This window comes from Polaribacter sp. Hel_I_88 (assembly GCF_000687935.1).
Lineage (GTDB): Bacteria > Bacteroidota > Bacteroidia > Flavobacteriales > Flavobacteriaceae > Polaribacter.
In genome coordinates this window covers 3,610,779-3,635,643 of record NZ_JHZZ01000001.1, presented here as the reverse complement: position 1 = coordinate 3,635,643, position 24,865 = coordinate 3,610,779, and the positions used below count along the sequence as shown (strand labels likewise).

Below are 24,865 nucleotides of genomic sequence, written 5' to 3'. Positions count from 1 at the left end.
ACTATTTTTAATACGTTCTAAAGACGTAAATTTGCACTTTAATATATTAGTTTGAAATGTTTGAATTAGACAGCAAAATGAATGACGAAAGAATAGAGGAATTAGGAGAAAATCACGTAGGAACTTCTGCGAAAACTCCATTAAGAGCTGATGCTTTTGATATTTCTGACGAAGAAAAAATAAACAGAATCCAAGAAAGTGTTAAAGATATTTTAACAACTTTAGGAATGGATTTAGAGGATGACAGTATACAAGGAACCCCAAAAAGAGTTGCAAAAGCTTTTGTAAATGAGCTTTTTATGGGGTTAAATCCTAAAAACAAACCAGTTCCATCAACTTTTGATAATAATTATAGTTATGGAGAAATGTTGGTAGAAAAAAATATTGTTGTGTATTCTACTTGCGAGCATCATTTGTTACCAATTATTGGTAGAGCACATGTGGCTTATATTTCTGATGGGAAGGTAATTGGCTTATCAAAAATGAATAGAATTGTAGAGTATTACGCAAAAAGACCACAAGTGCAAGAGCGTTTAACAATGCAAGTTGTACAAGCATTGCAAGAAGCTTTAGGTGTAGAAGATGTTGCTTGTGTTATTGATGCAAAACATTTGTGCGTAAATTCTAGAGGAATAAAAGATATAGAAAGCTCTACTGTAACTGCAGAATTTGGTGGTAAATTTAAAGAAAGAGATACCAAAAGAGAGTTTTTGAATTATATAAAAATGGATACAAGTTTTTAAGTGTATCTGAGTTTATTTTAACTTTTTATAGTACTAAAACCGTTTAGAAAAATTTCTAAATGGTTTTTTTTTTGCTTGATATTTAAATGTAATAAGTTCTAATTATTTTTTTTATCAAAAGTATATTCAATCCATTTTCAGAATAAAAGTCGAGATTTTTTAGAATTCTTTAATATTTTATCAAAATAATTGCTTGTATGGTTTTTGTATGGTTGGAATTTTCTTTAATCTTTAGGAAAAATTTTAGTTTTACCTAAAACGCATTCAAATGATAAAACAATTAATTTCCTCAATCTTTTTATGTATTGGTCTTTCAATTTTTTCACAAACGATACAAGTTGGCAATGGAAGTTATACAAAATCATTTCCAGGCACAGATGTTGCTGGTAGAAATGGTTTTCCATCAGGTTCTCCACAATTATCAGGAAATGTCATAGGCAAACCAGTACCCACTAACGATTGGTGGTCTAAGTTGGTAAAAGAAAACCATGCAGATAATTTATTTAATTATCCAATGACTATGAAAACCACTAATACAGGTTTAATAGTTACGTACATTCCTTGGGGAGTTATTGGCGATTCTGCTCCAATTCAAGTTAGTTTACAAGGATTAAATACAGATAAAACTACAGTTTCAGATTATTCAGATTGGACAGTTACCATGAATTGGAAAGATGCAGATAATGAATTAAATGTTACTTCAGGAATTGGAATGCCATTTTTATATTATACAAAAGATGCAGACGATGTTGTGGAAATTAAAGTGAATTCAGGCTCAACATCCATCAATAATGAAATTTTAATTATAGAAAATGCTGCAAGTGGACAAGATTTTGTTTTTTATGCACCAGTTGGAAGTATTTGGAATCAATCAGGAAACACATATTCATCATCCTTAAATGGAAAAACTTATTGGTCCATGGCAATGTTGCCACAAAATACAGGCAATGTAAGTTTAGTAGCAAACGAGTTACAAGAATATGCTTATGTTTTTCCAACAAATACCACAACTTCTTGGGTTTATAATGAAAACAACTCAAAAGTAACCACTACTTTTTTAGTAGATACAGAAATAAAAGAAGGTACAAATTCAAAAATGATGCTGGGTTTATTGCCTCATCAATGGTATAATTCAAGTTCTAATTCTCCTATGCCAAGTGCTTATACATATGGTTCAGTAAGAGGTGAGTTAAAAATGTTAGCTGGAAATAGTTTTACAGTAGAAAATACTTTTAAAGGAATTTTACCAACAATTCCCTATTTAGCAAATTATAGCGATGGCTTTAGTCCTGCAGATTTAGAAGCAAAAATTTCTCAAATAGAAAATGATGGTTTAGCAACTTGGACAGATTCTTATAATGAAGGGCAGGTTATGAATCGTTTAATACAAACAGCAAGAATTGCAGATCAAACAGGAAACATTACTGCAAGAAATAAAATGATTGCCACTGTTAAAGAACGTTTAGAAGATTGGCTAACATACGAATCTGGAGAAAAAGCATTTTTGTTTTATTATAACGATACTTGGTCTGCAATGTTGGGCTATCCTTCAGGTCATGGACAGGATACCAATATTAATGATCATCATTTTCATTGGGGATATTTTATTCATGCAGCAGCTTTTATGGAGCAGTTTCAACCTGGTTGGGCTTCTCAATGGGCACCAATGATTAATACCTTAATTAGTGATGCAGCTTCTGCTGATAGAAATGATCCTAAATTTCCATTTTTAAGAAATTTTAGTCCTTATGCTGGCCATAGTTGGGCAAATGGATTTGCAACGTTTCCGCAAGGAAATGATCAAGAATCCACCTCAGAAAGTATGCAATTTGCCTCTTCTTTAATTCACTGGGGAACAATTACCGAAAACAATGCGATTAGAGATTTAGGAATCTATATTTATACTACAGAGCAAACTGCAGTTGAAGAATATTGGTTTGATGTGTATGAACGTAATTTTAGAAGTAATCAACAATATAGTTTGGTCTCTAGAGTTTGGGGAAATTCTTACGATAATGGTACTTTTTGGACTTCAGATATTGCAGCTTCTTATGGAATTGAAATGTATCCAATTCATGGAGGCTCTTTTTATTTAGGACATAATCAAGAATATGCTAAAAAATTATGGACAGAAATTACACAAAATACAGGAGTTTTAAGTAAAGAAGATAATGACAATTTATGGCATGATACTTATTGGAAATATTTATCAATGAGCAATCCTCAAGAAGCTGTAAATCTTTACAATGCCTATCCAGAAAGAAATTTAAAGTTTGGTATTTCTGATGCACAAACCTATCATTGGTTACATTCTGTAAATGCTTTAGGGGTTATTGATGCTACAATTACGGCTAATTACCCAATTGCAGGAGTTTTTAAACAAAATGGAGAAACCACGTATGTTGCTCATAATTATTCTGATGCTGAAATCGTGGTTTCTTTTTCTGATGGATATCAATTAACAGTGCCAGCAAATCAAATGAAAACGAGTAGAGATGTTGATGTGAGTGGTGTTTTAAATTCAGATTTTACACAAGCTTTTCCAAATGGAAGTGTAAATTTAACAGCAACTATTACTGGAAATAATGTTAGTAAAGTTGCGTTTTTTGACGGTGAAACTTTGATTGGAGAAGATTTAACAGCTCCTTATCAATTGAAATCAGCAAATTTAACGTTGGGAATTCATGGTTTTTACGCAAAAGTATTTGTAAACAATCAATTTAACGTAACAAATATTGTTGAAGTTATTGTAGGTGAACAAGTTCCTTATTTAGGAACACCTCATAACATTCCTGGAGAAATTGAAGCTGGTTTTTATGATAAATTTGAAGGAGGAAAAGGTCAAAATATTAGCTATGTAGATACATCTGTAGGTAATAATGGCGATTTTAGAACCGATGAAAATATTGATGCTATTTCTGTAAATGGAGAAGGAGCAACAGTGGGTTGGAATGCTGCAGGTGAATGGTTAGAATATTCTGTTAATGTACAAACTGCTGGGAATTATGATGTAAGTTTTAGATATGCTTCTGGAAACGAAAGTGGAGGAGGTCCTTTTTATTTTGAAGTGGAAGGCAAAAAAGTGAGTCCAGATATTTATGTGCAATATTCTTCTGATTGGGATGTTTGGCAAACTAAAACTGTTTCAGGCATTGAATTAACAAAAGGAGAAAATGTATTAAGATTATTCATCGAAAGTGGAGAATTTAATATCGGAAAAATGACATTTTCTTATAACAGTCCTCTGTCTTTTGTACCACCAATTGCAGATGCTGGCGAAAATGTTTCTGTAATTTCACCAAATACATTTGCAACTTTAGATGGTTCTGAGAGTAATGATCCAGAAGGTGAAACAATTACTTATGAATGGGAGCAGGTTTATGGACCAACAATCATCTCTTTTGATGACGAAAAAATTGCATCACCATCGATTTCAAATTTAGTAGATGGTGTTTATAAATGCAAATTAACTGTTAGTGATGGGGTTTATCAAGATTCAGATGAAGTTTTGGTGCTAGTTTCAAGTAGTGGAAATATCAATCCAACAATTTCAATAATTTCGCCTACAAATAACGAATCATTTAAAGAAGGAGATCTAATTACAATATCGGCTACAACTAACGATTTAGATGGAAATGTGGTACTTGTAGAGTTTTTTAATGGAACCACAAAGCTAGGAGATGATACTACTGCTCCTTTCAATTTTGTTTGGAACAATGCCAATATTGGATCTCATCAAATAACTGCAATTGCAACTGATAATTTAGGAGCAAAAACGACATCAGAATTGGTAAATATTACAGTTTCCGAAGAAAAAAAATGTAACGAAATTTCTGCAGAAGCGCAACAAGGTAGTTTTTCTCAAGGCTATGAAGTTACTTTCGAAACCAAAGGAACATCTGTAGAAATTACGTTTGAATTATTAGATTCAGATAAAGTTGGTGTTGTTGCTTATTTGTGGCAAAAAACGCCTTTTTCAGAAACACAATTGCAACAAGGTGCTGGTTTAAAATTCTCTAAAACAATAAGTGGATTTTCAGTTGGTGAAACTATAAGTTATGCAGCTAAATTTGCATTTGCAGGAGGTTTATCAGCCACAAAGTATTTTGATTATGTTGTTGGCAGTTCTTGTTCAGGAAGTAGTTCAGATACCACTTCCCCAGAAAATTTTACAGCAACCATTGGCAATATAACATCGTCTACAGTAGAAGTTTTACTAAATGCAACAGATGATTCTGGTAAAATAGCTTATGATATTAGTTATGAGGCTACAACAATATCTGTAAATGGAGATTCAGGAATTGAAAAACCTTTTATAATTAGCAATTTAAACGCTGAAACTGCATATAGTTTTAGTATTGTAGCAAAAGATTTAACGGGTAATTCAGCAACAAACAATCCAATTATTTTAGAAGCTACAACTTTAGCAAATACAAATTCTGAATGTTCAGGAACTGCTAATGATGCAAGAGAAGGTGCTTTTTCTGTGGGTTATACTTATGAATTTATCACAAATGGAAATAACGTAACTTTTAATTTTGAATTATTAGACTCAGATAAAACAGGTGTAATTGCTTACTTACAAAAACAATCTCCTTTTGCAGAAGAACAAATGAGTAATGCTGGAGGTAAAAAATTCACAAAAACTATTACAGGTTTTACTACTGGTGAAACCATAAATTATGCCTGTAAATTTGCTTTTGCAGGTGGCTTAGCTGTAACTAAATTTTTATCTTATAAAGTTGGAGAAACGTGTACTTTATCTATTGATGATGCTAATTTTGCAAATTCTATCAGAGTTTATCCAAATCCTGCTAAAAATATTTTAAATATCGACCTCGAAATCAACTTAACCAAAGTAGAAGTATATTCTGTAATTGGTAAAAAGATGAAACAGTTTACATCTAACTTAGACAAAGTTAATGTGGAAGATTTAACAAGTGGTTTGTATTTAATAAAGTTTATTTCTGATAAAGGAAGTTATACCACTAAATTTATAAAAGAATAGTTTTTAAGTATTTATACATTTCAAAATCCGTTTATAAACTCTCTAAACGGATTTTTTTAGTTTGAGTGATTTTTTATTTTTAATATATCAATATATCATATTGTATTGTTAAATTAAATAAAATTTAAATTGTTTAAATAGAGTTGATTATAATAATTTATTGTATTGATTTAAAATATTATGTTTTTTTTTTGCGACACTTTTAAAATTTTCACGTTCTTATAATGTAAACAAAATCAACCAACCTACTTTTTGAATACAAAACAACTTATACAACAATGCAAACTGAATAACTATTCAGCACAAATAAAAATATATCATAATTACAAAAATATGATGTTTGCTGCTGCAATAAGAATTCTAAAAAGTAGGGAAGAAGCAGAAGATGTGGTACAAGATTGTTTTATAAAAAGTTTTCAAAAAATTCATCAATTAAATGATGATGCAAATTTAGGTGCTTGGTTAAAAAGAATTGTTGTTCATAAATCTTTAGATGTTATTAGAACACAAAAAAAGATTATTTGGATTGATGAAACGCTCGTTTTAGAAACTGAAAGCCAAGTTGATGAAGATGAAATTGAAAATAATATTTCAATCGATTTTATAAAAGATTGTATCTATCAATTAAAAGAAAAATACAGTATTATTTTGGTTTTATATATGATTGAAAATTACAACCATAGAGAAATAGGAGAGATGCTAAACATTAAAGAAAGTACCGTAAGAAATCAATATAAAAGAGGGAAAGACCAACTTTTAAAAATGATTCAGAAAAAGTAAATCGTATGAAATTAGAAGAATTTATACAGGAAAATAAATTAAAATTTGATAATGAAGTAATGTCAGAAAAAGCAACTATTTCTTTCGAAAAATTGGTGCAAAAAGAATTACATCAACCTAAAAAGAAAAAGATTTATTATTTAAAATACATTGCTGTTGCTGCTTGTTTTGCTGTTGTTTTTTCAGTGGGATTTTGGTTCGTAAATCAAAATAAGACTTCTTCAGTTGAAAGTGAGTTAATGGCAAATTTGGAAAATGAATCTGCTGGAAAACGTTTGGAAGCTGTATATCAATTTAATGATGAATACAAAAAAGAAGATGCAAGAATCATAAATAGATTGGTAGAAATTATTCATAAAGATGAAAATGCAAATGTAAAAATTGCAACTATTGATGCGCTTTTACAATTTCCATCAAACGAAAAAATAAGAAAGAATTTAATAATGGCTTTAGAAAATGAACACAAGCCTTTGGTACAAATAAAATTGATTAAAGCTTTAAGTATTTTAAGAGAAAACCGTGCACAAAAACCTCTTGAAAAAATAATAAATAATGAACAAACCTTTCCTATTGTTAAAAACAACGCAACTTTAGCAATGGTTAAAATTAAAAAATAACACAATGAAACACATAAAATTAATAGTACTTTTTATAATTGCACTTTTTGTTCTAAACGCAAATGCTCAACAAAAGAAAATAAAATTTAACAAAGGAACTTTAAAAATATGTTCTTCTAAAAGTTTTATTATAGAAGGTTATGATGGAGATGAAGTAATAATTGAAAGTCTACATCAGTTCAGAGAAATGAAGTTTACTACTTTAATAAAGGGAAAGGCAGGTAAAAAATCTTCAACTTTAATTACTAAAGATGATAAAGTTTTTTCTTTTAATGGTGTTGCTAAAAACTCAAAAGTAAAGAGTAGAATGGATAGTTTAAGTACAAATCGAATTTCTTATACAGTAAGTGGTGCATATTCAGAGAATGATTCGACTATTAGACCAAAAACAGTGTTTTTTAAAACAATCAATCCTAAATTAAAAGCAGGTTTAAAAAAATTAGGTAAAAAGAATGAGAATGTAGAGCTAGGAATATTTTTTATAATTGAACAAAAAAATGGAGAGCTTATTTTTAAAGATGATAAACAAAATGATTTTATAATGACTAGTAATAGAGAGCAATATAAAATTAAAATACCAAATTCTATTAAGTTAAATTGGATTACAGATAGTTGTGAAGATAAAAAAAATGAAGATCAACATCATTTTTTCTTTAATTCAGAAATTTCCAGATTATATGATTTTGATGGAGAAGTATCAATTTCAACATCAATTCATAACGTAAACTTAAAAGATGTTACAGGGCCAGTTTCAATAAATTCTATTGGAGGCAATGTTAGTATAGAATTCGAAAATAAAATACCAAAACAATTATATTCTGTGTATTCTAATAATGGTTATATAAATGTTACCATACCTAAAGATTCAGATTTGAATTTAGATATTACTGCGAGTGAAATTTTTAGCGATATTGAATTTAAAGTTGAAGAAGACAATGTTGTAAATGATTTACAAAACATGAAGTTAAAACTGAATAAAGGAATTGTAAAAATGAAATTAAATGCAAACTTGGGGAATATTTATTTAAGAAAAAAGTAAAATATAAATCTTATGAAAATAAAAACTTTAATATTAGTAGCTATTCTAACTTTTGGTGTAAACCAATTAAATGCTCAAAAAATAGAAGAATCTAGTACAAACGAAGGCTTACATATTGTGAAAAAAATTAAACATCCTAAAACTAAAAAACAAGCTATTTTAGGAATTAGGGTTCTAAACAGACATAAGGCAAAATTTTATCATAATAAAAAGGAAATTAAATTTAAAGAGGCGATAAAACTAGTTAAAAAAGATTTTGACAATTTATTAATTAAAGAGGATTGGGAAAATGAAAAAATTTATTTTACAAATAACGTTTTGAATTAACTTGAAAAATACATTTTTACGTTTTTGTATAAAATAAATTTTAAATATAACTAGTTATAAAAAACCGTTTAGAAATTATTTTCTAAACGGTTTTTTTGTTTTTTTGTAGTCAGTTTGTTAATCTATAAGCTTTTCAAATTGACAAATAAGTTTATTATTTATTTACCAAAACAAACTCTCCTTTTTCAATTAAAGGAATGGCTTGTTTATATTTTACCTCTTTTTCTACACCACTCATTACGTTTTTAATGGTAACTCGTTCGTTTCTTCCGATTTTTGGTTGTTCTCTAACCATGGTTTCAACAGGTTCAGATTTTTGAGGTCTAGAATTTTGAATTGCTTGTTCAGTTGAATTCTGAACATCTGCCTTACTCGTATTTAAACGCTCTTTTTTCTGACTTCTAGCTTCGGAAATTTGAGAACGGTCTTGTACAGGCAATTCTCCTTTAAATAAGAATGATAAAACTTCCTTATTTATTTCGTCAACTGTCTTTTTGAACAATTCAAAAGCCTCGAACTTATAAATTAATAAAGGATCTTTTTGCTCATAAGAAGCATTTTGTACAGACTGTTTTAACTCGTCCATTTTACGTAAATGCTCTTTCCAGTTCTCATCAATAATTGCTAATGTGATATTTTTCTCAAAATCGGTAACCAAACTTTTTCCTTCACTTTCATACGCTTCTTTTAAATTGGTAACAACTTGTAAAGATTTACTTCCATCTGTAAAAGGAACTACAATTCGTTCATATCTATCACCTTCATTTTCAAAAACGTCTTTAATTACTGGAAAAGCTAAAACTGCATTTCTCTCAATTTTATTTTTGTAATGTTCAGTAACAATTTCATATAACTTGTCTGTCATTTCTTTTTCAGACATTTTATTGAATTCCTCCTCAGAAAACGGAGACGTCATTGAAGAGAATTTAATCAATTCAAATTCAAAATTCTGAAAATCTTTAACAGCTTTATTAGTGTTGATAATTAATTCACAAGTATCATAAATCATGTTAGCGATATCAACTTGCAAACGTTTACCATCTAAAGCATTACGTCTTCTTTTATAAACAAACTCACGTTGAGCGTTCATAATATCATCATACTCTAATAAACGTTTTCTGATTCCGAAGTTGTTTTCCTCAACTTTCTTTTGCGCTCTTTCAATAGATTTTGAGATCATAGAATGCTGAATTACTTCGCCTTCTTTTAAGCCCATTCTGTCCATCATTTTGGCAATTCTATCAGAACCAAACAAACGCATTAAATTGTCATCTAAAGCAACATAAAACTGTGTAGAACCAACATCACCTTGTCTTCCTGCACGTCCTCTTAACTGTCTATCAACTCTTCGTGAATCGTGTCTTTCTGTACCAATAATTGCCAAACCACCAGCTTCTTTTACTTCACTAGAAAGTTTAATATCTGTTCCACGACCAGCCATGTTTGTTGCAATTGTTACCACACCAGATTTTCCTGCTTCTGCAACAACATCAGCTTCACGTTTGTGTAATTTTGCATTTAATATATTATGAGGAATTTTACGCATTTGTAACATTCTACCTAATAATTCTGATATTTCTACAGAGGTTGTTCCTACTAAAACAGGACGATTTTCTGCCACTAATTTTACAATATCTTCAATAACTGCATTGTATTTTTCACGTGCAGTTTTGTAGACTAAATCTTCTTTATCATCTCTTTGAATTGGCTTATTGGTAGGAATTTCTACAACATCTAGTTTGTAGATTTCCCATAATTCGCCAGCTTCAGTAATCGCAGTTCCTGTCATTCCAGACAGTTTTCTGTACATTCTAAAATAATTTTGTAATGTTACAGTAGCAAAAGTTTGTGTAGCATCCTCAATTTTTACGTTTTCTTTTGCTTCAATTGCTTGGTGTAAACCATCTGAATAACGACGACCATCCATAATACGTCCAGTCTGTTCATCAACAATCATTACCTTATTATCCATCACAACATATTCCACATCTTTTTCAAAAACAGTGTATGCTTTTAAAAGTTGATTCATGGTATGAATACGTTCACTTTTAATGCTGAAATCTTTATATAATTCGTCTTTTTGAGCTGCTTTTTCTTCTTTTGTAGTTTCAGCAGCATCAATTTGTCCGATTTTTACGCCAATATCTGGTAACACAAAGAAATTATCATTTTGAGTTTTTTCTGATAAATGTGCAATTCCTTTATCAGTTAAATCAATTTGATTGTTTTTTTCTTCTACAACAAACCATAAATCTTCATCTACTTCTGGCATCAACTTATTGTTGTCTGCCATGTATGTATTTTCAGTTTTTTGAAGAATTTGTTTGATTCCTTCTTGTGATAAAAATTTAATTAACGCTTTGTTTTTAGGTAAACCTCTGTAAACTCTCAATAATAAAAACCCACCTTCTTTTTCATCACCTTCTGCCAATAATTTTTTAGCTTCCGCTAAAACTTTCACTAAATGTTGTTTTTGTAAGGTAACAATATCTGCAACTAAAGGTTTTAATTCTGTAAATTCATGTCTGTCTCCTTGAGGAACTGGACCAGAAATAATTAATGGCGTTCTGGCATCATCAATTAAAACAGAATCTACTTCATCAATAATGGCATAATTTGGTGGTCTTTGAACTAAATCATCTTTAGAACTAGCCATATTATCACGCAAATAATCGAAACCAAATTCGTTATTGGTTCCATAAGTAATGTCTGCATTGTAGGCTTTTCTTCTGGCATCTGAGTTTGGCTGATGATAATCGATACAATCTGTAGATAACCCATGGAATTCAAAAATTGGTCCCATCCAAGCTTTATCACGTTTTGCCAAATAATCATTTACGGTTACTAAATGCACGCCATTTCCTGTTAAAGCATTTAGGTAAACTGGCAACGTAGAAACTAAAGTTTTTCCTTCTCCAGTCATCATTTCAGCAATTTTACCTTGATGTAAAACAGATCCACCAATTAACTGAACATCATAATGAATCATGTCCCAAGTAACAGGTTTTCCTGCAGCATCCCAAGAATTTGCCCAATAGGCTTTATCACCTTCTAAAGTAACATTATCTCTTTCTGCAGACAATTCTCTATCAAAAGGAGAAGCAGTTACTTCAATTTCTTCGTTTTCTACAAAACGTTTCGCAGTTTCTTTTACAACAGCAAAAGCTTCTGGCATAATTTTTAATAACGTTTCTTCAGAAACTTTGTAAGATTCGTCTTTTAAAGCATCAATTTCAGTATAAATATCTTCTTGTCTGTCTATATCTGCACCTTTTGCTTCTGCTTCTAACGCTTCAATTTTATCGTTAAATTCTTTTAAAGCTTCTTTAATAATATTTTTGAATTCTTGCGTTTTCGCTCTTAATTCATCATGAGAAAGCTTTGCAATTGCTGCTTCAAATTTTCTTACATTATCTACAACTGGTTGTAAACTTTTTAAATCTTTTAGCTGTTTATCTCCTACAAAAAGTTTAATTACTGAATTTAAAATACTCATTATTTATATATTTTTATCAGCTTCAAAAAAAGCTGTATTATTTAATTGTTTATCAGGTTTTTATCAAAAAGGGAAAAAGAATTATTTTTTGATTCTTGTTTCCAAAGAAATGAAATTTTTAATAGGAAATTGAGGTAAAAACCTCAAAAGCTACTTTTTATTTTAAAACAAAAAAAAAGCCTCTTTAGAGACTTTTTATATTTTATTTTGATGTTTAATATTCATCCTCATTCCAAAGATAATCATCCTCTGTTGGATAATCTGGCCAAATTTCAACAATTGAGTCATATGCATCACCTTCATCTTCTATATCTTGTAGATTTTCCACTACTTCTAAAGGAGCTCCAGTTCTAATAGCGTAATCTATTAATTCGTCTTTGGTTGCTGGCCAAGGTGCATCTGCTAAATAAGATGCTAATTCTAATGTCCAATACATTTCTTAATTGTTTAATTTTGTGCAAAAATAATTTTTTTACGCAATTATGCAAGTCTTTTTTAAGAAATATACTTTAAAGATCTTAAATTAATTTTTAAACTATTAGTAATCAATTATATAGTTTAATGTAAATTTTTTAATTTCTTTAATATCGATAAAAAAAGAACTTAATACAAAAAAGATTTTCTTAAAGCTTTTCGCTTTGAGATTTCATTAATGTTTTGTAGGAATCCATTTAATTTCCTCTACTTGTAAATCTAAAGACAATTTTCGTGCCAGCACAAAAAGGTAGTCAGAAAGTCGGTTTAAGTATTTTAAAATGTCTTCATTTATAGGTTCATCATCATTTAACTCTACAGACAAACGTTCTGCGCGTCTACAAACACATCTTGCAAGGTGACAGAATGACACAGCTTGATGACCTCCAGGTAAAATAAAATGGGTCATTTGAGGCAACACTTCATCCATTTTATCAATTTCATTTTCTAAAAACAAAATAGAATTTTCATTAATTTTAGGAATATTCAATCGCTCTTTGCCAGACTTTAATGTTTCTTTTTCTGGTGGAGTTGCCAACATTGCTCCCAAAGTGAATAATTCGTTTTGAATTTTTAGCAGAGCTTCTTTGGCATCTTTGTTAATATCTTGGTCTTTGATCAAACCAATGTAAGAGTTTAATTCATCTACAGTTCCATAACTTTCTATGCGTGCATTGTATTTTTTTACTCTTGTGCCACCAAATAATGCAGTTGTGCCATTATCACCAGTTTTTGTATATATTTTCATGTTTGAAAAATCAATGTTTAAAATTTAGATTTCAAAGTTACGAAGTTTGAATTTTGTTTAAAGAAATGTTAGCATTATTTAACATTCATTAATTACAGAATATCATGTTCTTATAATAAAATGTTCTTTTACTTGTTCTTTTCTGAAAAAAATCAACCCAAAATAAAACAAATCAATAGTAACTGTTGCTTCTTGTAAATCGATTGTTCTTTGCCATTCTTTTTTATGCTGATGAATTTGATCAACAATAATGATATGATGCGAATTTAAATTCTTAAAATTGATGTTTTTTAAAGATGATATATCTTTGGAAAATAGTAATTTATAAAACTTATTTTTGTTTTCTGAAAATGAGTTTACATCAAAATCAATATTTTTAATCTCAAAATAAGTTGCAATTTTAGAGAATAGTATCATTTGTTTTTTTGATAGATTTTTTAACTCTTTAAGTTCTAATAAATCGTTGATTTTTATTTTTTGTTGATACAAGCCTTTGGTGACAAAATCGTACACAAAAGGAGAATGTAAACCATGTTGATTTTGAGATTTTAGTAAAAATTTTAGGTAAGAATACGTTTTAAAAAACATTAAAATTTGTTCTAGTTAAGATTGATGAATTTGTTTATTAAAATGATTAAATTCGCAGAACAAACTTACAAAAATCTATGAATATGATTCCAAATAATGAGTATAATCCTTATTTTGAACAATACATCCAATTGGTAACGAAAGATGGAAAATCAATCATTGAAAATATGCAACATTCTCAAAAAGAATTTGATGCTATTTTAAGAAAATTACCAGAAGAAAAACATACTTTTAGCTATGCAGAAGGTAAATGGACACTGAAAGAATTGATTCAACATTGTATAGATACAGAACGCGTTTTTTGTTACAGAGCTTTGTGTTTTGCTAGAAATGATGCCACTTCTTTACCAGGTTTTGATCAAGATATTTTTGTAGATCATGGGAATGCAAATCAGTTAAATTATTTTGATTTATTAGATGAAATGGAAACTTTAAGAAAATCAACAATTCAATTATATAAAAGTTTTTCTGATGAAGCTTTGCTGCGAATTGGAGTTGCTTCTGGGAATAAAATTTCGGTAAGAGCTTTAGGATATTTATTTTCTGGGCATCAAAAGCATCATTTAAACATTGTTACAGAAAGATATTTGTAAATTTGTAAAAACTAATTTTAGCATATGACTTTACCAAAATTTTTATTGGCCGATAATAGTAACTTTCCAGATGATATTTTTGTGTTACACACAGAGTTTCCTCGTTTTTTAATAAATTTAAAAGATGATGAAATTGAGTGGTTTGAAGATTTAACAGGCGAAAGTGAAGAAGATATATCAACAGAATTAGCAGATTTAATGGATAAAGCTGGTGAATTTTATGATTCGGAAATGAAACAATTCGAGGATTAAATAGAATTAGATTAAAAAATGCCCAAGTTAGCTTTTATACTAATCTTGGGCACAAACTAACCAACCAGTTTATTGAAACTCAATTTTAAAAATAGCGAAGCTTCTTTTAAAATTTTTAGTTGAACTAATCCCGCTGAAAAGCGGGATCTTTAGTTAAATATTGTTTTTTTACTTGTAAAAGTTACTTTTTATTTGCTGTAACAGGAATTTTATAAACTTCTCCTTTTATGGTTCCTTTAACCTTTACTTTTTTGTAGTTTAATTGCTTTTTAATGTAAGAGTTAAAATCTGCAAGTTCAGAATCTACAGAAATAACAATAATTTCATTCTCATTATTAATCATAAATGAGATTTCTACTTTTTCGGTTTTTTTAAATTCGATAGGAATTTTGCTGCCAAGCAATTCTACAATCTCTGTTCTTAATTCTTTGGTGATTTTTGAAGGCTCTTTTTCTGAAGCTGTTGTAGAAAAAGTGGTTGCTAAACTAATGGCAATAATGGTAATGATTGATTTTAATTTTCTCATAATAAATGTGTTAAGTTAAATGTATATCTAATAGACTGTGGAAAATGAAAAAGGTTTCAACAGTTTTCTTGGTTTAATATAATCTTAACAACATTTAACTCAAATTAAGAGTTTTAAAGAAGTTTTTTAGCTGATTAGGGTTCTACTTTTTTGCTTTTTCTACCAATTCAATTTTATTCAACGAAGTTTTTGTTGTAAAAACACCATAGTTAATCGTTACATTTTTTTTATCAATTTTATCAATTGTTCCTACAGAATTAGAATCAATAATTCGAACACGATCATTTAATTTATAAACATAATCTGATTTTTCTTTTGCAATTTTTACAGCTTCAATTTTCTTTTCTTTTCTAACTTCAACAACTTTTTCTAAAACTTCTTTTTCAACTTTATTAATAACCTCTTGCATTTGTTTTTGAACAATTTTGGCTTTCTGTTTTTGAGATTTAGTTTTCGGTTGAACAGGATTTTTCTTTAAATGTTTTACTTTTTCATCAGCAACCCATTTATTAAAGTTGGTATTTAATTCCTTTTTATTATTGGTTTGAAAGTATTTATTTAAGAGTTCATTTGTTTTTCTTCCTAAAGAAAGCATTTTTTGGTTTTGATCATACAATTCTTGAAAACCAGACAATTTATTTTGAATTCTTTGTTCTTTTTCTTGCAAACTCTCTAAATGCTCTTGACCTTGCGTTTTTTGTTTTTCTAAATTTTCAGAATTTTTCTGTAATTTATTTCGCTCTTTTTGAAGTTTAGAAATGGTTTTATCTAAACGCACTTTTTCTGTATCAACTCGCTTTTTTGCTTTGTTAATTAAGCTAAAAGGAATTCCGTTTTTTTGCGCGACTTCAAATGTAAATGAACTTCCTGCTTGCCCAACAAATAATTTATACAAGGGCTCTAAACTGCGTTCATCAAACTGCATATTTGCGTTGGTAACATTTTCTAATTCAGCCGCTAAAACTTTTAAGTTGGAGTAGTGGGTGGTAATAATTCCGAATGCTTTTTTATGATAGAATTCTTCCAAGAAAATTTCGGCTAAAGCTCCACCCAATTCTGGATCTGAACCTGTACCAAACTCATCAATCAAAAACAGCGTATTTTCGTTACATCTTCTTAAAAAATTACGCATATTTTTTAAACGATAACTGTAAGTACTCAGTTGGTTTTCAATAGATTGATTATCTCCAATATCCGTTAAAACAATATCAAAAATATGAGTTTCACTTCGTTCATCAACAGGAATTAAAATACCACTTTGCACCATAATTTGTAACAAACCAATGGTTTTTAAAGTGATACTTTTTCCACCAGCATTGGGTCCAGAAATTACGATGATCTGTTGTTGTTCATTCAACTCAATAGTTTGAGGAACTGTATGTAAATTTTGTTTTTTATTTTTTCTCCATAAAACAGGATGATACGCATTTTTAAAAAATATCTTTTTAGTTCGAGATATTTTTGGCAAAATTGCATTAATTTCTCGTGCGTATTTTGCTTTTGCTCCAACACTATCCATATGAATTAAAAATTCAAAATATTCCTCTAACAAAGAAACCATTGGACGAATTGTAGTTGATAAATCTCGTAAAATCTTTATCACTTCTTGCTTTTCATCGTACACTAAATTTTGATATTCTCTGCTGTAAGCTAAGGTTGCTTGTGGAGCAATGTAAACGATATTTCCAGATTTGGATGAACCTAACAAACTACCAGCAACTTTTCTTCTGTGCATGGCAGCAACTGCCAAAACACGTTGATTATCAACCACAGTTTCTTTAATATCATCTAAATAACCAGCTGCAATTGCTTTGGATAAAGCACTTGAAAAACTTGCACCAATTTTACCACGAACATTATTAATATCTCTTCGTAATTGTTTTAAGGTGGATGATGCATTGTTTTTTACTTCGCCAGAAATCTCGATAATTTTCTTGATTTCGTCATCAATATAGGTTGTAAATTCAATTTTTTGAGAAAGTTCAAAAAATGTAGGAAACATAATTTGAAACTTTTTAAAGAATTTAATTAACTCGTTTACAGTTAAAGAAGTACTTGCAAGTTTTAAAAACGCTTCTGTTTCTATAAAACTATTTTCTATCGCTAAACGTTTTATACTTGCTGAAATATTATCAAAACCATGATTAGGAACTCTATTTTCACTTTCAAAAGAAGATACATATTCATCGACTAAATTCAGTTCTTTAAATAATTGTCTTTTATTGTGAATCGGCGTAATTTCCAATACTTTTTCTTTTCCTAAACCAGAAATACAAAACTCTGTAATATGTTGTAAAACTGTAGAAAATTCTAAATCTTGTAATGTTTTTTCGGAGATACTAGTATTCAAAGTTTAAAATTTAATGTTCAAGGTTTTTAGCGAACTAATAAGTAACTTTGAATTCAAAATTTTAAGTCTTGAATTCAGATAACAAAAATAAGAAACAATGCAAGTAAAAATAGCCAATCCTTGGAAAAATATTTTACAAAACGAGTTTGAAAAACCATACTTTAAAGATCTAACAAAATTTGTAAAAGATGAATATACAAACCATATATGTTACCCAAAAGGATCTGATATTTTTGCAGCTTTTGATTTTTGTTCTTTAGATGATTTAAAAGTGGTAATTATTGGTCAAGATCCTTATCATGGACCAAATCAAGCTAATGGATTATGCTTTTCTGTTAAAGATGGTATTGCTCATCCACCTTCTTTACAAAATATTTTTAAAGAAATTTCTACGGATCTAAACCAAGAATATCCACAAAGTGGGAATTTAGAAAAATGGGCAAAACAAGGAGTTTTATTATTAAATGCCACTTTAACAGTTAGAGCTCATGAAGCTGGAAGTCATCAAAAAAAAGGTTGGGAAACGTTTACAGATGAAGTAATTAAGAAAATATCAACCGAAAAAGAAAATATTGTTTTTTTACTTTGGGGAGGTTTTGCCAAGAAAAAAGTGAAGTTAATTGACAAAAAGAAACATCATATTTTAGAATCTGGGCATCCATCACCTTTAAGTGCTAATAGAGGTTATTGGTTTGGAAATGAGCATTTTTCGAAAACGAATGCTTTTTTGAAATCTATCAATAAAAATGAAATTGATTGGTAAATTATTGCCACGAATGCACGAATTATATGTGAACAAAAAATCCATCAAATTTTAAAGATTGATGGATTTTGTAAATTTATAAGTTTAAAAATATATAAACTGAAATTTTAATATGTTAACAGATTTCGGAAGTAAAATTAAACGAATAACATTTGTTCTAATTCTTCATTTTGAAGTTGCTCAACTTCTAAAGTATCAGCCAAGCCACAAGAAGAAGATGTACTTCTGCAAGAAGCAAAACAAATAATTCCTAAAACACAAACGACAATAAATACTGCTCTTTTCATAAATTCTTTTATTTACGGTTTAAATGTACATATTTTTTATGAAATCTCCCGAATTTTTCTTCTCTTCAATAACGTTAAACTGCACCATTTTATTTTGAATACGACCAATTAAATTTTTTGTAATTGGTTTTCCTGCATTCCATTCAGTTATTTTTAACCATTTTTGAATGTCTTCCAATTGTTGTTCGTATCTTTTTGCTAAGGTTTTATCAATATTTTCTATTTCTTTAAAGTCTGCAGTTTCGGCATTTATAATGTCTAAAACTTTTTTAACTTCATTAAAATTGTTTTCTAAAACTTCGTTTCTAACCGCAATTACAAAACAAGGCCAAGGAGTTGGGCAATCATCTATTCTTCTAAAAGTACCATTATCAACCAAAGGTTTTGTGGTAAAATGTTCCCACATAAAATAATCTGCTTCACCATTTGTTAAAGCATCAATGCCACCTTGCAAATCTTTGATGACTTTAAATTTTAGTTTTGCAATATCCCAACCTTGGTTATAGGCATTTACAATCGCCATTAAATGAGAGCCAGAACCAAACCTACTAATGGCAATTGTAGCATTTTCTAAATCATCTATTTTTTTAAATTTTGATTTAGCACCTACATGAATTCCCCAAATTAAGGGAGTTTCTACAAAAGTTTGCACAATTTTAGACGGATTTCCATCTGCAATATCTTTAATAATTCCCTCTGTTAAAACTATAGCAATATCTACAGAACCATTTCTTAACGCTTTGCACATTTGTCCTGTTCCTCCAGGATAATCTTGCCAACGAAGATTGATATTATGCTTGCTATATTCTTTATTTTTTAAAGTGATATACCAAGGATAATTAAAATGCTCAGGAACACCACCAATTTTTAAATTCGTCATTTACTCAATTAATTTTTGCAAAGTGTATTCAATTAAATTTTCAACAACTTTATATGGATTTTCGCTAAAAGTACCATTGGCTCTATTAGCAATAATGGCGTTCATAGAAACTGCATGATGCCCTAAAAGTTTAGACAAACCATAAATTGCAGATGTTTCCATCTCTAAATTTGTAATTCTAATTCCGTTAAAATTAAAACTATCAATTTTAGAGTTTAGATGTTCGTCTTGTAAACCTAAACGTAAAATTCGTCCTTGAGGTGCATAAAAACCCCCAGCAGTAGCCGTAATTCCTTGAAAAACTGTATCAGAAATAATTTTATTTGCTAACTCAGTACTATTTGCAATTACTAAAGGATACGATTTTTTTGCACTCCAATTGGTATGTTTTACAAAAGTATCTTCGATTTCTGGGTGTGCAATTTCATCAACTTGATAGGAGTGAAGCATGCCATTTAAATCGATTGCATGAGAACTCAGTAAAAAAGAATCAACTGGAATGTCTTTTTGCAAAGAGCCAGAAGTACCAATTCTTACAATATTTAAAGCTGTATGATTTTCCTTAACTTCTCTTGTTTCTAAGTTGATGTTGACCAAAGCATCTAATTCATTTAGAACAATATCAATATTATCAGGACCAATTCCTGTGGAAATTACAGAAATTCGTTTTCCTTTATAAATTCCTGTGGATGTTTTAAATTCTCTTTTTTGAGTTGTAAACTCAATACTGTCAAAAAGTTGTGTGATTTTTTCAACACGATCTTGATCACCAACGAAAATAATATTTGTAGCAATATTTTCTGGTCTTAAATTGAGATGATAAATACTTCCATCTGGATTTAAGATTAATTCAGATTGTTTTATAGCCATTTATGAGGTAATTTGTAATAGTTTTTTAGAATGATTATCAAACAAAAAACTATATTTTTTAGAGCCCCCAAGATACGAAATATCATTTCTTATTTGACCATAAAAATTCAATTGATTTTCTAAAACTTGTTTTCCTTTTTTAGAGAGTTTTACAGGATTAAAACTGTTAAAAAGTGGTTTTAATGTATCTATATAATGTTCGTATTGTAAATCTCCTAAACCATAGACTTTTTGCGCTGTTATCAATTTAGAAATTAATTCTTTTTTTGAAGTAAAAGTTTGACTATGAGTAGTTTTTAAAATTGAATTCTCAATACTATTGAGTCCATTTTTTATGGCTGGGAAACGTTGCAAATGAGCCTCTATAGCAGTTGCCAAATAATGAAATGGAGACATTGGGTTGAATTTATAAACGGCTTCTAATCGCAAAGGAGAATCAGAACAATATAATTGCCAAATATAATCTGCATATTCAATATCATCTTGCGAAAGTGCAACTCTATTTTTAAAATGATTATTTATTTGTGTTTTATTGAGTTCTGAAATGCTATACATTTTATTAGAATCTCCAATTTTTCCACTACAAATTAAAGAAATATGATGTCCTTTTCTGTAACGATTTAACCAGCTTAAAACTGCCAACATATTAATTTGGCAAAATAAATCATGCTCAAACCATAATACAATTTCTTTGTTACTTTTTTTATTACAAAGGTTTCTGTATTCTTTTAAAGTATAATTTATAAATTTTTGTTTGCTTACTTTATAAGAAGTTTTAAAAAATTCGAATCTATTTTTCCAAAAAGCTTCACTACCAACATCTGTAGTTGTTTTACCTTCACTTAACATTTCTCTCCAAGTGATAAAATCTCCAGAATAATTTAATTTTTTTAAATAGTTTGTAGTAAAATCTCCATTGGTAATATGTAAAATAGATGAGCTCATAATTAAAAAATAACGTTTGTTGTCTTAATTTATTGCATACTGCTTTAAATTTCATAAGTTTTAGCCACTAATTCAAGAATTGAACTCAACTAGTTTAGTTGTATTTTTATATTTCACAAACCAGATTTTTTAGCCTGTAAATAAAAACTTTTTGACTTTTGTTTATGCTGTTTTTTTAAAGAATACAATCATAAAAAAACTCAAACAAGCTAATCCCTTCCTTTTGGGAAGGTTAGGATGGGATTATCCACCAACTCTTTTTACTTTAAAGCCTTTATCTTTTAAAATTTCCATGATTTTATCTCTAAAATCTCCTTGAATAATAATTTTATCATCTTTAAAACTACCACCAACAGAAAGTGTTGTTTTTATTTCTTTGGCAAGTATTTTAAAGTCCGATGTTGCTCCTGTATACCCATCTAAAATAGTAATTGGTTTTCCTTTACGTTTTTCGTATTTGCAAAGTATAGGATCATCTTGTAACCAAATATTCGATTTTTCTTCTTTTGGTTCTTCAGTTTCTTGATGATCTGGAAATAAATTTTTTAATTGATCTTTGAAATCCATAAGCCCCTTTTAATTTCCCCAAAGGGGAAAAAACTCATTCTCTTTAATTACTCGTATTTAAATGAGTTTTTATATTTTATATTTTTTCTTAAACTTGCTAGTTCCTTCCCTTTGGGAAGGTTAGGATGGGCTTTTTTATTTTTTAAGTCCCAATTCTTTTAAACGTTCATCTAAAAACTCGCCAGCAGTAATATCATCAAACTGTTTTGGGTTTTTATCATCGATACAATTTTCTAAAACATCTAATTTCATATCAGAAACTGGGTGCATAAAAAATGGAATTGAATAACGAGAAGTTCCCCACATTTCTTTCGGTGGATTTACAACTCTGTGAATGGTAGATTTTAATTTATTGTTGCTATGTCTTGATAACATATCACCCACATTAATCATTAATTCATCTGGTTCAGCCATTGCATCAATCCATTCTCCTTTATGATTTTGCACCTGTAAACCTTTTCCTTGAGCACCCATTAATAAGGTAATCAAATTAATATCTCCATGAGCAGCTGCTCTTTCTGCACCTTTTGGTTCTGTTTTTATGGGTGGATAATGAATTGGACGTAAAATACTATTCCCATTTTTAATATAATTATCAAAATAAGTTTCTTCTAAACCTAAATGCAAAGCCAAAGAACGCAATACAAATTTTGCGGTTTTTTCTAACATTTGATAGGTTTCCTTCCCAACTTTATTAAAGTTTGGTAATTCATCAACTTGCACGTTTGCAGGGTATTCATCTGCATATTTAGAGTCTCTATCTACATATTGACCAAAATGCCAAAATTCTTTTAAATCACCTTCTTTTTTGCCTTTGGCAGATTCTTTACCAAAAGAAACATAACCTCTTTGGCCACCAATTCCTGGAATTTCATACTTTTCTTTTACCTCTGTTGGTAAATCAAAAAAGTTTTTAATCTCTTTATATAAATTTTCCACTAATTTTTCATCTAAAAAATGACCTTTTAGTGCCACAAAACCTATGTTTTCATAAGCATGTCCAATTTCATCTATAAATTTTTGTTTTCTTGTTGTATCATCTGATAAAAAATCAGCTAAATTAACGCTTGGTATTTTATTCATTTTAATTGAATTTTTAGTAAAATAAGAATTTAAAGTTACAAAAGAATTACTTTTAGCTTTCAATAAAAGTAAAGTCCATTTTTGTGTGATCCTTTTTTTGGATAGTAAATGTAAGAATTTTTTAAATATTACCTTTTAGTAAACGGAATTAAATAGCTTATGGTGTAGTTGAAACCAAATCCAGTTCCACTTTCAAAAATTCTATTAAATCCTGGAGAATACAATGTTTGGAAGTTTTCAGGCTCTTTGGCGCTCATTAAAATTTTATAAGATCCACTAACACTTACAAATAGATTTTTAAACGTTTCTGCTTTAAAACCAACCACAAATTCAGACCAATGAGCATTTAAACTAGTGGTTGATGCTGTTGTATTTGTAATCACTGGAAAATAAGGAGTTCCATTATCTTCACCTCTTATAACATTTGGAGTGTAACTATTTAAAGTTTGATCAAAAATACTAAAACCATATCTATACCCAGCAAAAATTTCGTTGTTCATATCCAACCAATTTTCATAAGCATTGTAATTAAAACCTAATCGAATATAATTACCTTTTGAGGTTGAGTTTGTATAATCTTCTTGTGTTGTTTCTTCTTCAAAACCCAATTCTGCAGCTATGTAAAATTTCTTAGAAATTCTATAATCTCCAACAATTTCTAAACCAGAGTAAGAATCACTAAGAGTAGATAATATTGGTTTGCTAATATCTATTCCAATACGAATTCCATAAGGAGATTTATAAACAATTGAATCATTTGAAGTTCCTAAAGTATCTTTTTTTTGCTGTTGTGAAAATCCATCAACATAAACTAATAGAAAGAAAATACTAATGAAATATTTGGACATGAGTTTCATTTTGATTGTCTATAGTTGTTATTATTTGTGGTGTAAAACTTGTTATCCATGTATTATCTGATTCGAAACTTACATCATTAAAAATAACTCTAAATCCACAAGATCTAGAAACATATACATCTTCAGTTGTATATTTTATTGTAAATTGATTGTCAATCCCATTTTGAGAAAAGTTATAGACTGTTTCTGTAGCAAATTGATTTAAAGGGATTTCAAGTCTACTTCTGGTAATATTTTCAAAAAGGTTATCGTTATTCTCTGCACTTTCAGACGAAACCGTTAAAGATGTAAAATTTTTAAGTGTTTCTCTATTATTAGCATCGTAAAACTCTAAGATTAAATTTGGAGTTACAGGATTTTGTATACAAAAGTCATCTTTTTCACAACTTGAAAAAATGATGAATGATAAAAAAATAAGGACAATTATTTTTCTCATATATTTAATCTTCTTCAACCTCTACAATTTTGTTGATGGCTGCAGCCAATTTAAAATCTAATTCTGTAACACCATCTGCATCATGTGTTGTTAACGTAATATCTAACGTATTATAAACATTGGTCCATTCAGGATGATGATTTAAAGCCTCACATTCAAAAGCAATTCTATTCATTGCAGACATACAATCTTTAAAATTATCGAACTCAAAATCGGTGTGCAAAGCATTGTCATAATATTCCCAATCAATTAAGTTTTCTAATTTCGATTCAATTGCTTCTTCAGATAGTTTTAGCATTTTCATAAGTATTGTTTTTTAAAAAGTTTATATGTTTAAAAGATTTATTTGTTGATGCCAATTTTATTGATATTCTTTGTTAGATTTGGTTTTTTACTAGTCCATTTTAAACCTAATTTGAATAATTTTATTGAAATTACTAATATTAAAATATAAATAATAAAATTACCTGTAAAATACCCAATTGAATGCGCAGACTTGCTGCTTATCATTAATAAAAACAAACTTAAATTATTGGGGATTCCAATTAAAAAAAGTATACCTAAAAATACAGAGATTAATATAAAAATAGCACCAAATATTTTTTTAACCATAATACAAATATATTAAAATGAATA

General features: G+C 29.0%; 25 protein-coding genes. 9 read left to right on the top strand and 16 right to left on the bottom strand.

The annotated features are described in order from the left end of the window. Positions 1 to 77: 77 nt before the first annotated feature. From folE to P161_RS0116240, 6 genes are all read left to right on the top strand, one after another. Complete coding sequence (gene folE / locus P161_RS0116265) at positions 78 to 743, top strand: GTP cyclohydrolase I FolE (RefSeq protein ID WP_231494754.1); 666 nt, start codon at positions 78 to 80, stop codon at positions 741 to 743. A gap of 268 nt (positions 744 to 1,011) precedes the next feature. Further along, a complete protein-coding gene (locus P161_RS0116260; protein ID WP_026777953.1) occupies positions 1,012 to 5,751 on the top strand; it encodes a glycosyl hydrolase in 4,740 nt (1,579 codons plus the stop codon). Positions 5,752 to 6,003: 252 nt separating this feature from the next. Continuing rightward, complete coding sequence (locus P161_RS0116255) at positions 6,004 to 6,531, top strand: RNA polymerase sigma factor (RefSeq protein WP_026777952.1); 528 nt, start codon at positions 6,004 to 6,006, stop codon at positions 6,529 to 6,531. Between the two features lie 5 nt (positions 6,532 to 6,536). Continuing rightward, the gene (locus tag P161_RS0116250; RefSeq protein ID WP_026777951.1) at positions 6,537 to 7,148 is read left to right on the top strand and encodes a HEAT repeat domain-containing protein; all 612 of its coding nucleotides are present in this window, start codon (positions 6,537 to 6,539) and stop codon (positions 7,146 to 7,148) included. A gap of 4 nt (positions 7,149 to 7,152) precedes the next feature. Then, the gene (locus P161_RS0116245; RefSeq protein WP_026777950.1) at positions 7,153 to 8,187 is read left to right on the top strand and encodes a hypothetical protein; all 1,035 of its coding nucleotides are present in this window, start codon (positions 7,153 to 7,155) and stop codon (positions 8,185 to 8,187) included. Between the two features lie 12 nt (positions 8,188 to 8,199). Further along, positions 8,200 to 8,514, top strand: coding sequence for a hypothetical protein (locus P161_RS0116240; protein ID WP_026777949.1), 315 nt, complete (start codon positions 8,200 to 8,202; stop codon positions 8,512 to 8,514). Between the two features lie 154 nt (positions 8,515 to 8,668). Here the strand turns inward: P161_RS0116240 and secA are convergent, their stop codons facing one another. From secA to P161_RS19825, 4 genes are all read right to left on the bottom strand, one after another. Next, positions 8,669 to 12,010 (bottom strand): preprotein translocase subunit SecA, encoded by a 3,342-nt coding sequence (gene secA / locus P161_RS0116235; RefSeq protein ID WP_026777948.1) that lies wholly within the window; start codon positions 12,008 to 12,010, stop codon positions 8,669 to 8,671. Positions 12,011 to 12,224: 214 nt separating this feature from the next. Beyond that, positions 12,225 to 12,446 carry a DUF2795 domain-containing protein gene (locus P161_RS0116230; RefSeq protein WP_018942163.1) on the bottom strand — a complete coding sequence of 74 codons (222 nt, stop codon included), beginning with the start codon at positions 12,444 to 12,446 and terminating at the stop codon, positions 12,225 to 12,227. A 213-nt stretch (positions 12,447 to 12,659) separates the two neighbouring features. After that, positions 12,660 to 13,232 carry a cob(I)yrinic acid a,c-diamide adenosyltransferase gene (locus tag P161_RS0116225; RefSeq protein WP_026777947.1) on the bottom strand — a complete coding sequence of 191 codons (573 nt, stop codon included), beginning with the start codon at positions 13,230 to 13,232 and terminating at the stop codon, positions 12,660 to 12,662. Between the two features lie 102 nt (positions 13,233 to 13,334). Next, entirely contained in the window at positions 13,335 to 13,820 is a 486-nt protein-coding gene (locus P161_RS19825) for a hypothetical protein (RefSeq protein WP_026777946.1), read from the bottom strand. A gap of 83 nt (positions 13,821 to 13,903) precedes the next feature. Here P161_RS19825 and P161_RS0116215 point away from each other — a divergent pair, with 83 nt between their 5' ends. Both P161_RS0116215 and P161_RS0116210 read left to right on the top strand, forming a co-directional pair. Next, positions 13,904 to 14,413 (top strand): DinB family protein, encoded by a 510-nt coding sequence (locus tag P161_RS0116215; RefSeq protein ID WP_026777945.1) that lies wholly within the window; start codon positions 13,904 to 13,906, stop codon positions 14,411 to 14,413. 24 nt (positions 14,414 to 14,437) lie between these two features. Continuing rightward, the gene (locus P161_RS0116210) at positions 14,438 to 14,665 is read left to right on the top strand and encodes a hypothetical protein (RefSeq protein WP_026777944.1); all 228 of its coding nucleotides are present in this window, start codon (positions 14,438 to 14,440) and stop codon (positions 14,663 to 14,665) included. A 181-nt stretch (positions 14,666 to 14,846) separates the two neighbouring features. On the opposite strand, the gene P161_RS0116205 is transcribed toward P161_RS0116210, so the two are convergent. Both P161_RS0116205 and P161_RS0116200 read right to left on the bottom strand, forming a co-directional pair. Beyond that, complete coding sequence (locus P161_RS0116205) at positions 14,847 to 15,191, bottom strand: hypothetical protein (RefSeq protein WP_026777943.1); 345 nt, start codon at positions 15,189 to 15,191, stop codon at positions 14,847 to 14,849. A gap of 142 nt (positions 15,192 to 15,333) precedes the next feature. Beyond that, entirely contained in the window at positions 15,334 to 17,541 is a 2,208-nt protein-coding gene (locus P161_RS0116200; RefSeq protein ID WP_026777942.1) for a DNA mismatch repair protein MutS, read from the bottom strand. 97 nt (positions 17,542 to 17,638) lie between these two features. Here P161_RS0116200 and P161_RS0116195 point away from each other — a divergent pair, with 97 nt between their 5' ends. Then, a complete protein-coding gene (locus tag P161_RS0116195) occupies positions 17,639 to 18,304 on the top strand; it encodes a uracil-DNA glycosylase (protein WP_026777941.1) in 666 nt (221 codons plus the stop codon). 137 nt (positions 18,305 to 18,441) lie between these two features. Here the strand turns inward: P161_RS0116195 and P161_RS19580 are convergent, their stop codons facing one another. From P161_RS19580 to P161_RS0116145, 10 genes are all read right to left on the bottom strand, one after another. Continuing rightward, entirely contained in the window at positions 18,442 to 18,591 is a 150-nt protein-coding gene (locus P161_RS19580; protein WP_155810487.1) for a hypothetical protein, read from the bottom strand. A 19-nt stretch (positions 18,592 to 18,610) separates the two neighbouring features. Continuing rightward, positions 18,611 to 19,471 (bottom strand): substrate-binding domain-containing protein, encoded by an 861-nt coding sequence (locus P161_RS0116185; RefSeq protein ID WP_026777940.1) that lies wholly within the window; start codon positions 19,469 to 19,471, stop codon positions 18,611 to 18,613. Further along, entirely contained in the window at positions 19,472 to 20,341 is an 870-nt protein-coding gene (locus P161_RS0116180; protein ID WP_026777939.1) for a nucleoside phosphorylase, read from the bottom strand. Beyond that, the gene (locus P161_RS0116175) at positions 20,342 to 21,286 is read right to left on the bottom strand and encodes a hypothetical protein (RefSeq protein ID WP_026777938.1); all 945 of its coding nucleotides are present in this window, start codon (positions 21,284 to 21,286) and stop codon (positions 20,342 to 20,344) included. 243 nt (positions 21,287 to 21,529) lie between these two features. Beyond that, positions 21,530 to 21,853 carry a translation initiation factor gene (locus P161_RS0116170; protein WP_026777937.1) on the bottom strand — a complete coding sequence of 108 codons (324 nt, stop codon included), beginning with the start codon at positions 21,851 to 21,853 and terminating at the stop codon, positions 21,530 to 21,532. Positions 21,854 to 21,988: 135 nt separating this feature from the next. Continuing rightward, entirely contained in the window at positions 21,989 to 22,936 is a 948-nt protein-coding gene (locus P161_RS0116165) for an isopenicillin N synthase family oxygenase (protein WP_026777936.1), read from the bottom strand. Positions 22,937 to 23,064: 128 nt separating this feature from the next. Then, positions 23,065 to 23,784 (bottom strand): DUF6048 family protein, encoded by a 720-nt coding sequence (locus tag P161_RS0116160; protein ID WP_026777935.1) that lies wholly within the window; start codon positions 23,782 to 23,784, stop codon positions 23,065 to 23,067. Continuing rightward, positions 23,765 to 24,229, bottom strand: a complete 465-nt coding sequence (locus P161_RS0116155; protein WP_026777934.1) for a DUF6452 family protein — start codon at positions 24,227 to 24,229, stop codon at positions 23,765 to 23,767. Before P161_RS0116155 ends, P161_RS0116160 begins: the two co-directional genes overlap by 20 nt. 4 nt (positions 24,230 to 24,233) lie before the next feature. Beyond that, entirely contained in the window at positions 24,234 to 24,527 is a 294-nt protein-coding gene (locus P161_RS0116150; RefSeq protein ID WP_026777933.1) for a 4a-hydroxytetrahydrobiopterin dehydratase, read from the bottom strand. 44 nt (positions 24,528 to 24,571) lie between these two features. Continuing rightward, positions 24,572 to 24,841: a hypothetical protein gene (locus P161_RS0116145; RefSeq protein ID WP_026777932.1), complete on the bottom strand. Its 270-nt coding sequence runs from the start codon at positions 24,839 to 24,841 to the stop codon at positions 24,572 to 24,574. Between the last annotated feature and the right edge of the window lie 24 nt (positions 24,842 to 24,865).

Bases quoted from the DNA above. Each gene is read 5' to 3' on its own strand.
- folE (WP_231494754.1), top strand. From the start codon at position 78: ATGAATGACGAAAGAATAGAGGAATTAGGAGAAAATCACGTAGGAACT.
- P161_RS0116260 (WP_026777953.1), top strand. From the start codon at position 1,012: ATGATAAAACAATTAATTTCCTCAATCTTTTTATGTATTGGTCTTTCA.
- P161_RS0116250 (WP_026777951.1), top strand. From the start codon at position 6,537: ATGAAATTAGAAGAATTTATACAGGAAAATAAATTAAAATTTGATAAT.
- P161_RS0116245 (WP_026777950.1), top strand. From the start codon at position 7,153: ATGAAACACATAAAATTAATAGTACTTTTTATAATTGCACTTTTTGTT.
- P161_RS0116240 (WP_026777949.1), top strand. From the start codon at position 8,200: ATGAAAATAAAAACTTTAATATTAGTAGCTATTCTAACTTTTGGTGTA.
- secA (WP_026777948.1), bottom strand. From the start codon at position 12,010: ATGAGTATTTTAAATTCAGTAATTAAACTTTTTGTAGGAGATAAACAG.
- P161_RS0116230 (WP_018942163.1), bottom strand. From the start codon at position 12,446: ATGTATTGGACATTAGAATTAGCATCTTATTTAGCAGATGCACCTTGG.
- P161_RS0116225 (WP_026777947.1), bottom strand. From the start codon at position 13,232: ATGAAAATATATACAAAAACTGGTGATAATGGCACAACTGCATTATTT.
- P161_RS19825 (WP_026777946.1), bottom strand. From the start codon at position 13,820: ATGTTTTTTAAAACGTATTCTTACCTAAAATTTTTACTAAAATCTCAA.
- P161_RS0116215 (WP_026777945.1), top strand. From the start codon at position 13,904: ATGATTCCAAATAATGAGTATAATCCTTATTTTGAACAATACATCCAA.
- P161_RS0116210 (WP_026777944.1), top strand. From the start codon at position 14,438: ATGACTTTACCAAAATTTTTATTGGCCGATAATAGTAACTTTCCAGAT.
- P161_RS0116205 (WP_026777943.1), bottom strand. From the start codon at position 15,191: ATGAGAAAATTAAAATCAATCATTACCATTATTGCCATTAGTTTAGCA.
- P161_RS0116195 (WP_026777941.1), top strand. From the start codon at position 17,639: ATGCAAGTAAAAATAGCCAATCCTTGGAAAAATATTTTACAAAACGAG.
- P161_RS19580 (WP_155810487.1), bottom strand. From the start codon at position 18,591: ATGAAAAGAGCAGTATTTATTGTCGTTTGTGTTTTAGGAATTATTTGT.
- P161_RS0116185 (WP_026777940.1), bottom strand. From the start codon at position 19,471: ATGACGAATTTAAAAATTGGTGGTGTTCCTGAGCATTTTAATTATCCT.
- P161_RS0116180 (WP_026777939.1), bottom strand. From the start codon at position 20,341: ATGGCTATAAAACAATCTGAATTAATCTTAAATCCAGATGGAAGTATT.
- P161_RS0116175 (WP_026777938.1), bottom strand. From the start codon at position 21,286: ATGAGCTCATCTATTTTACATATTACCAATGGAGATTTTACTACAAAC.
- P161_RS0116170 (WP_026777937.1), bottom strand. From the start codon at position 21,853: ATGGATTTCAAAGATCAATTAAAAAATTTATTTCCAGATCATCAAGAA.
- P161_RS0116165 (WP_026777936.1), bottom strand. From the start codon at position 22,936: ATGAATAAAATACCAAGCGTTAATTTAGCTGATTTTTTATCAGATGAT.
- P161_RS0116160 (WP_026777935.1), bottom strand. From the start codon at position 23,784: ATGTCCAAATATTTCATTAGTATTTTCTTTCTATTAGTTTATGTTGAT.
- P161_RS0116155 (WP_026777934.1), bottom strand. From the start codon at position 24,229: ATGAGAAAAATAATTGTCCTTATTTTTTTATCATTCATCATTTTTTCA.
- P161_RS0116150 (WP_026777933.1), bottom strand. From the start codon at position 24,527: ATGCTAAAACTATCTGAAGAAGCAATTGAATCGAAATTAGAAAACTTA.
- P161_RS0116145 (WP_026777932.1), bottom strand. From the start codon at position 24,841: ATGGTTAAAAAAATATTTGGTGCTATTTTTATATTAATCTCTGTATTT.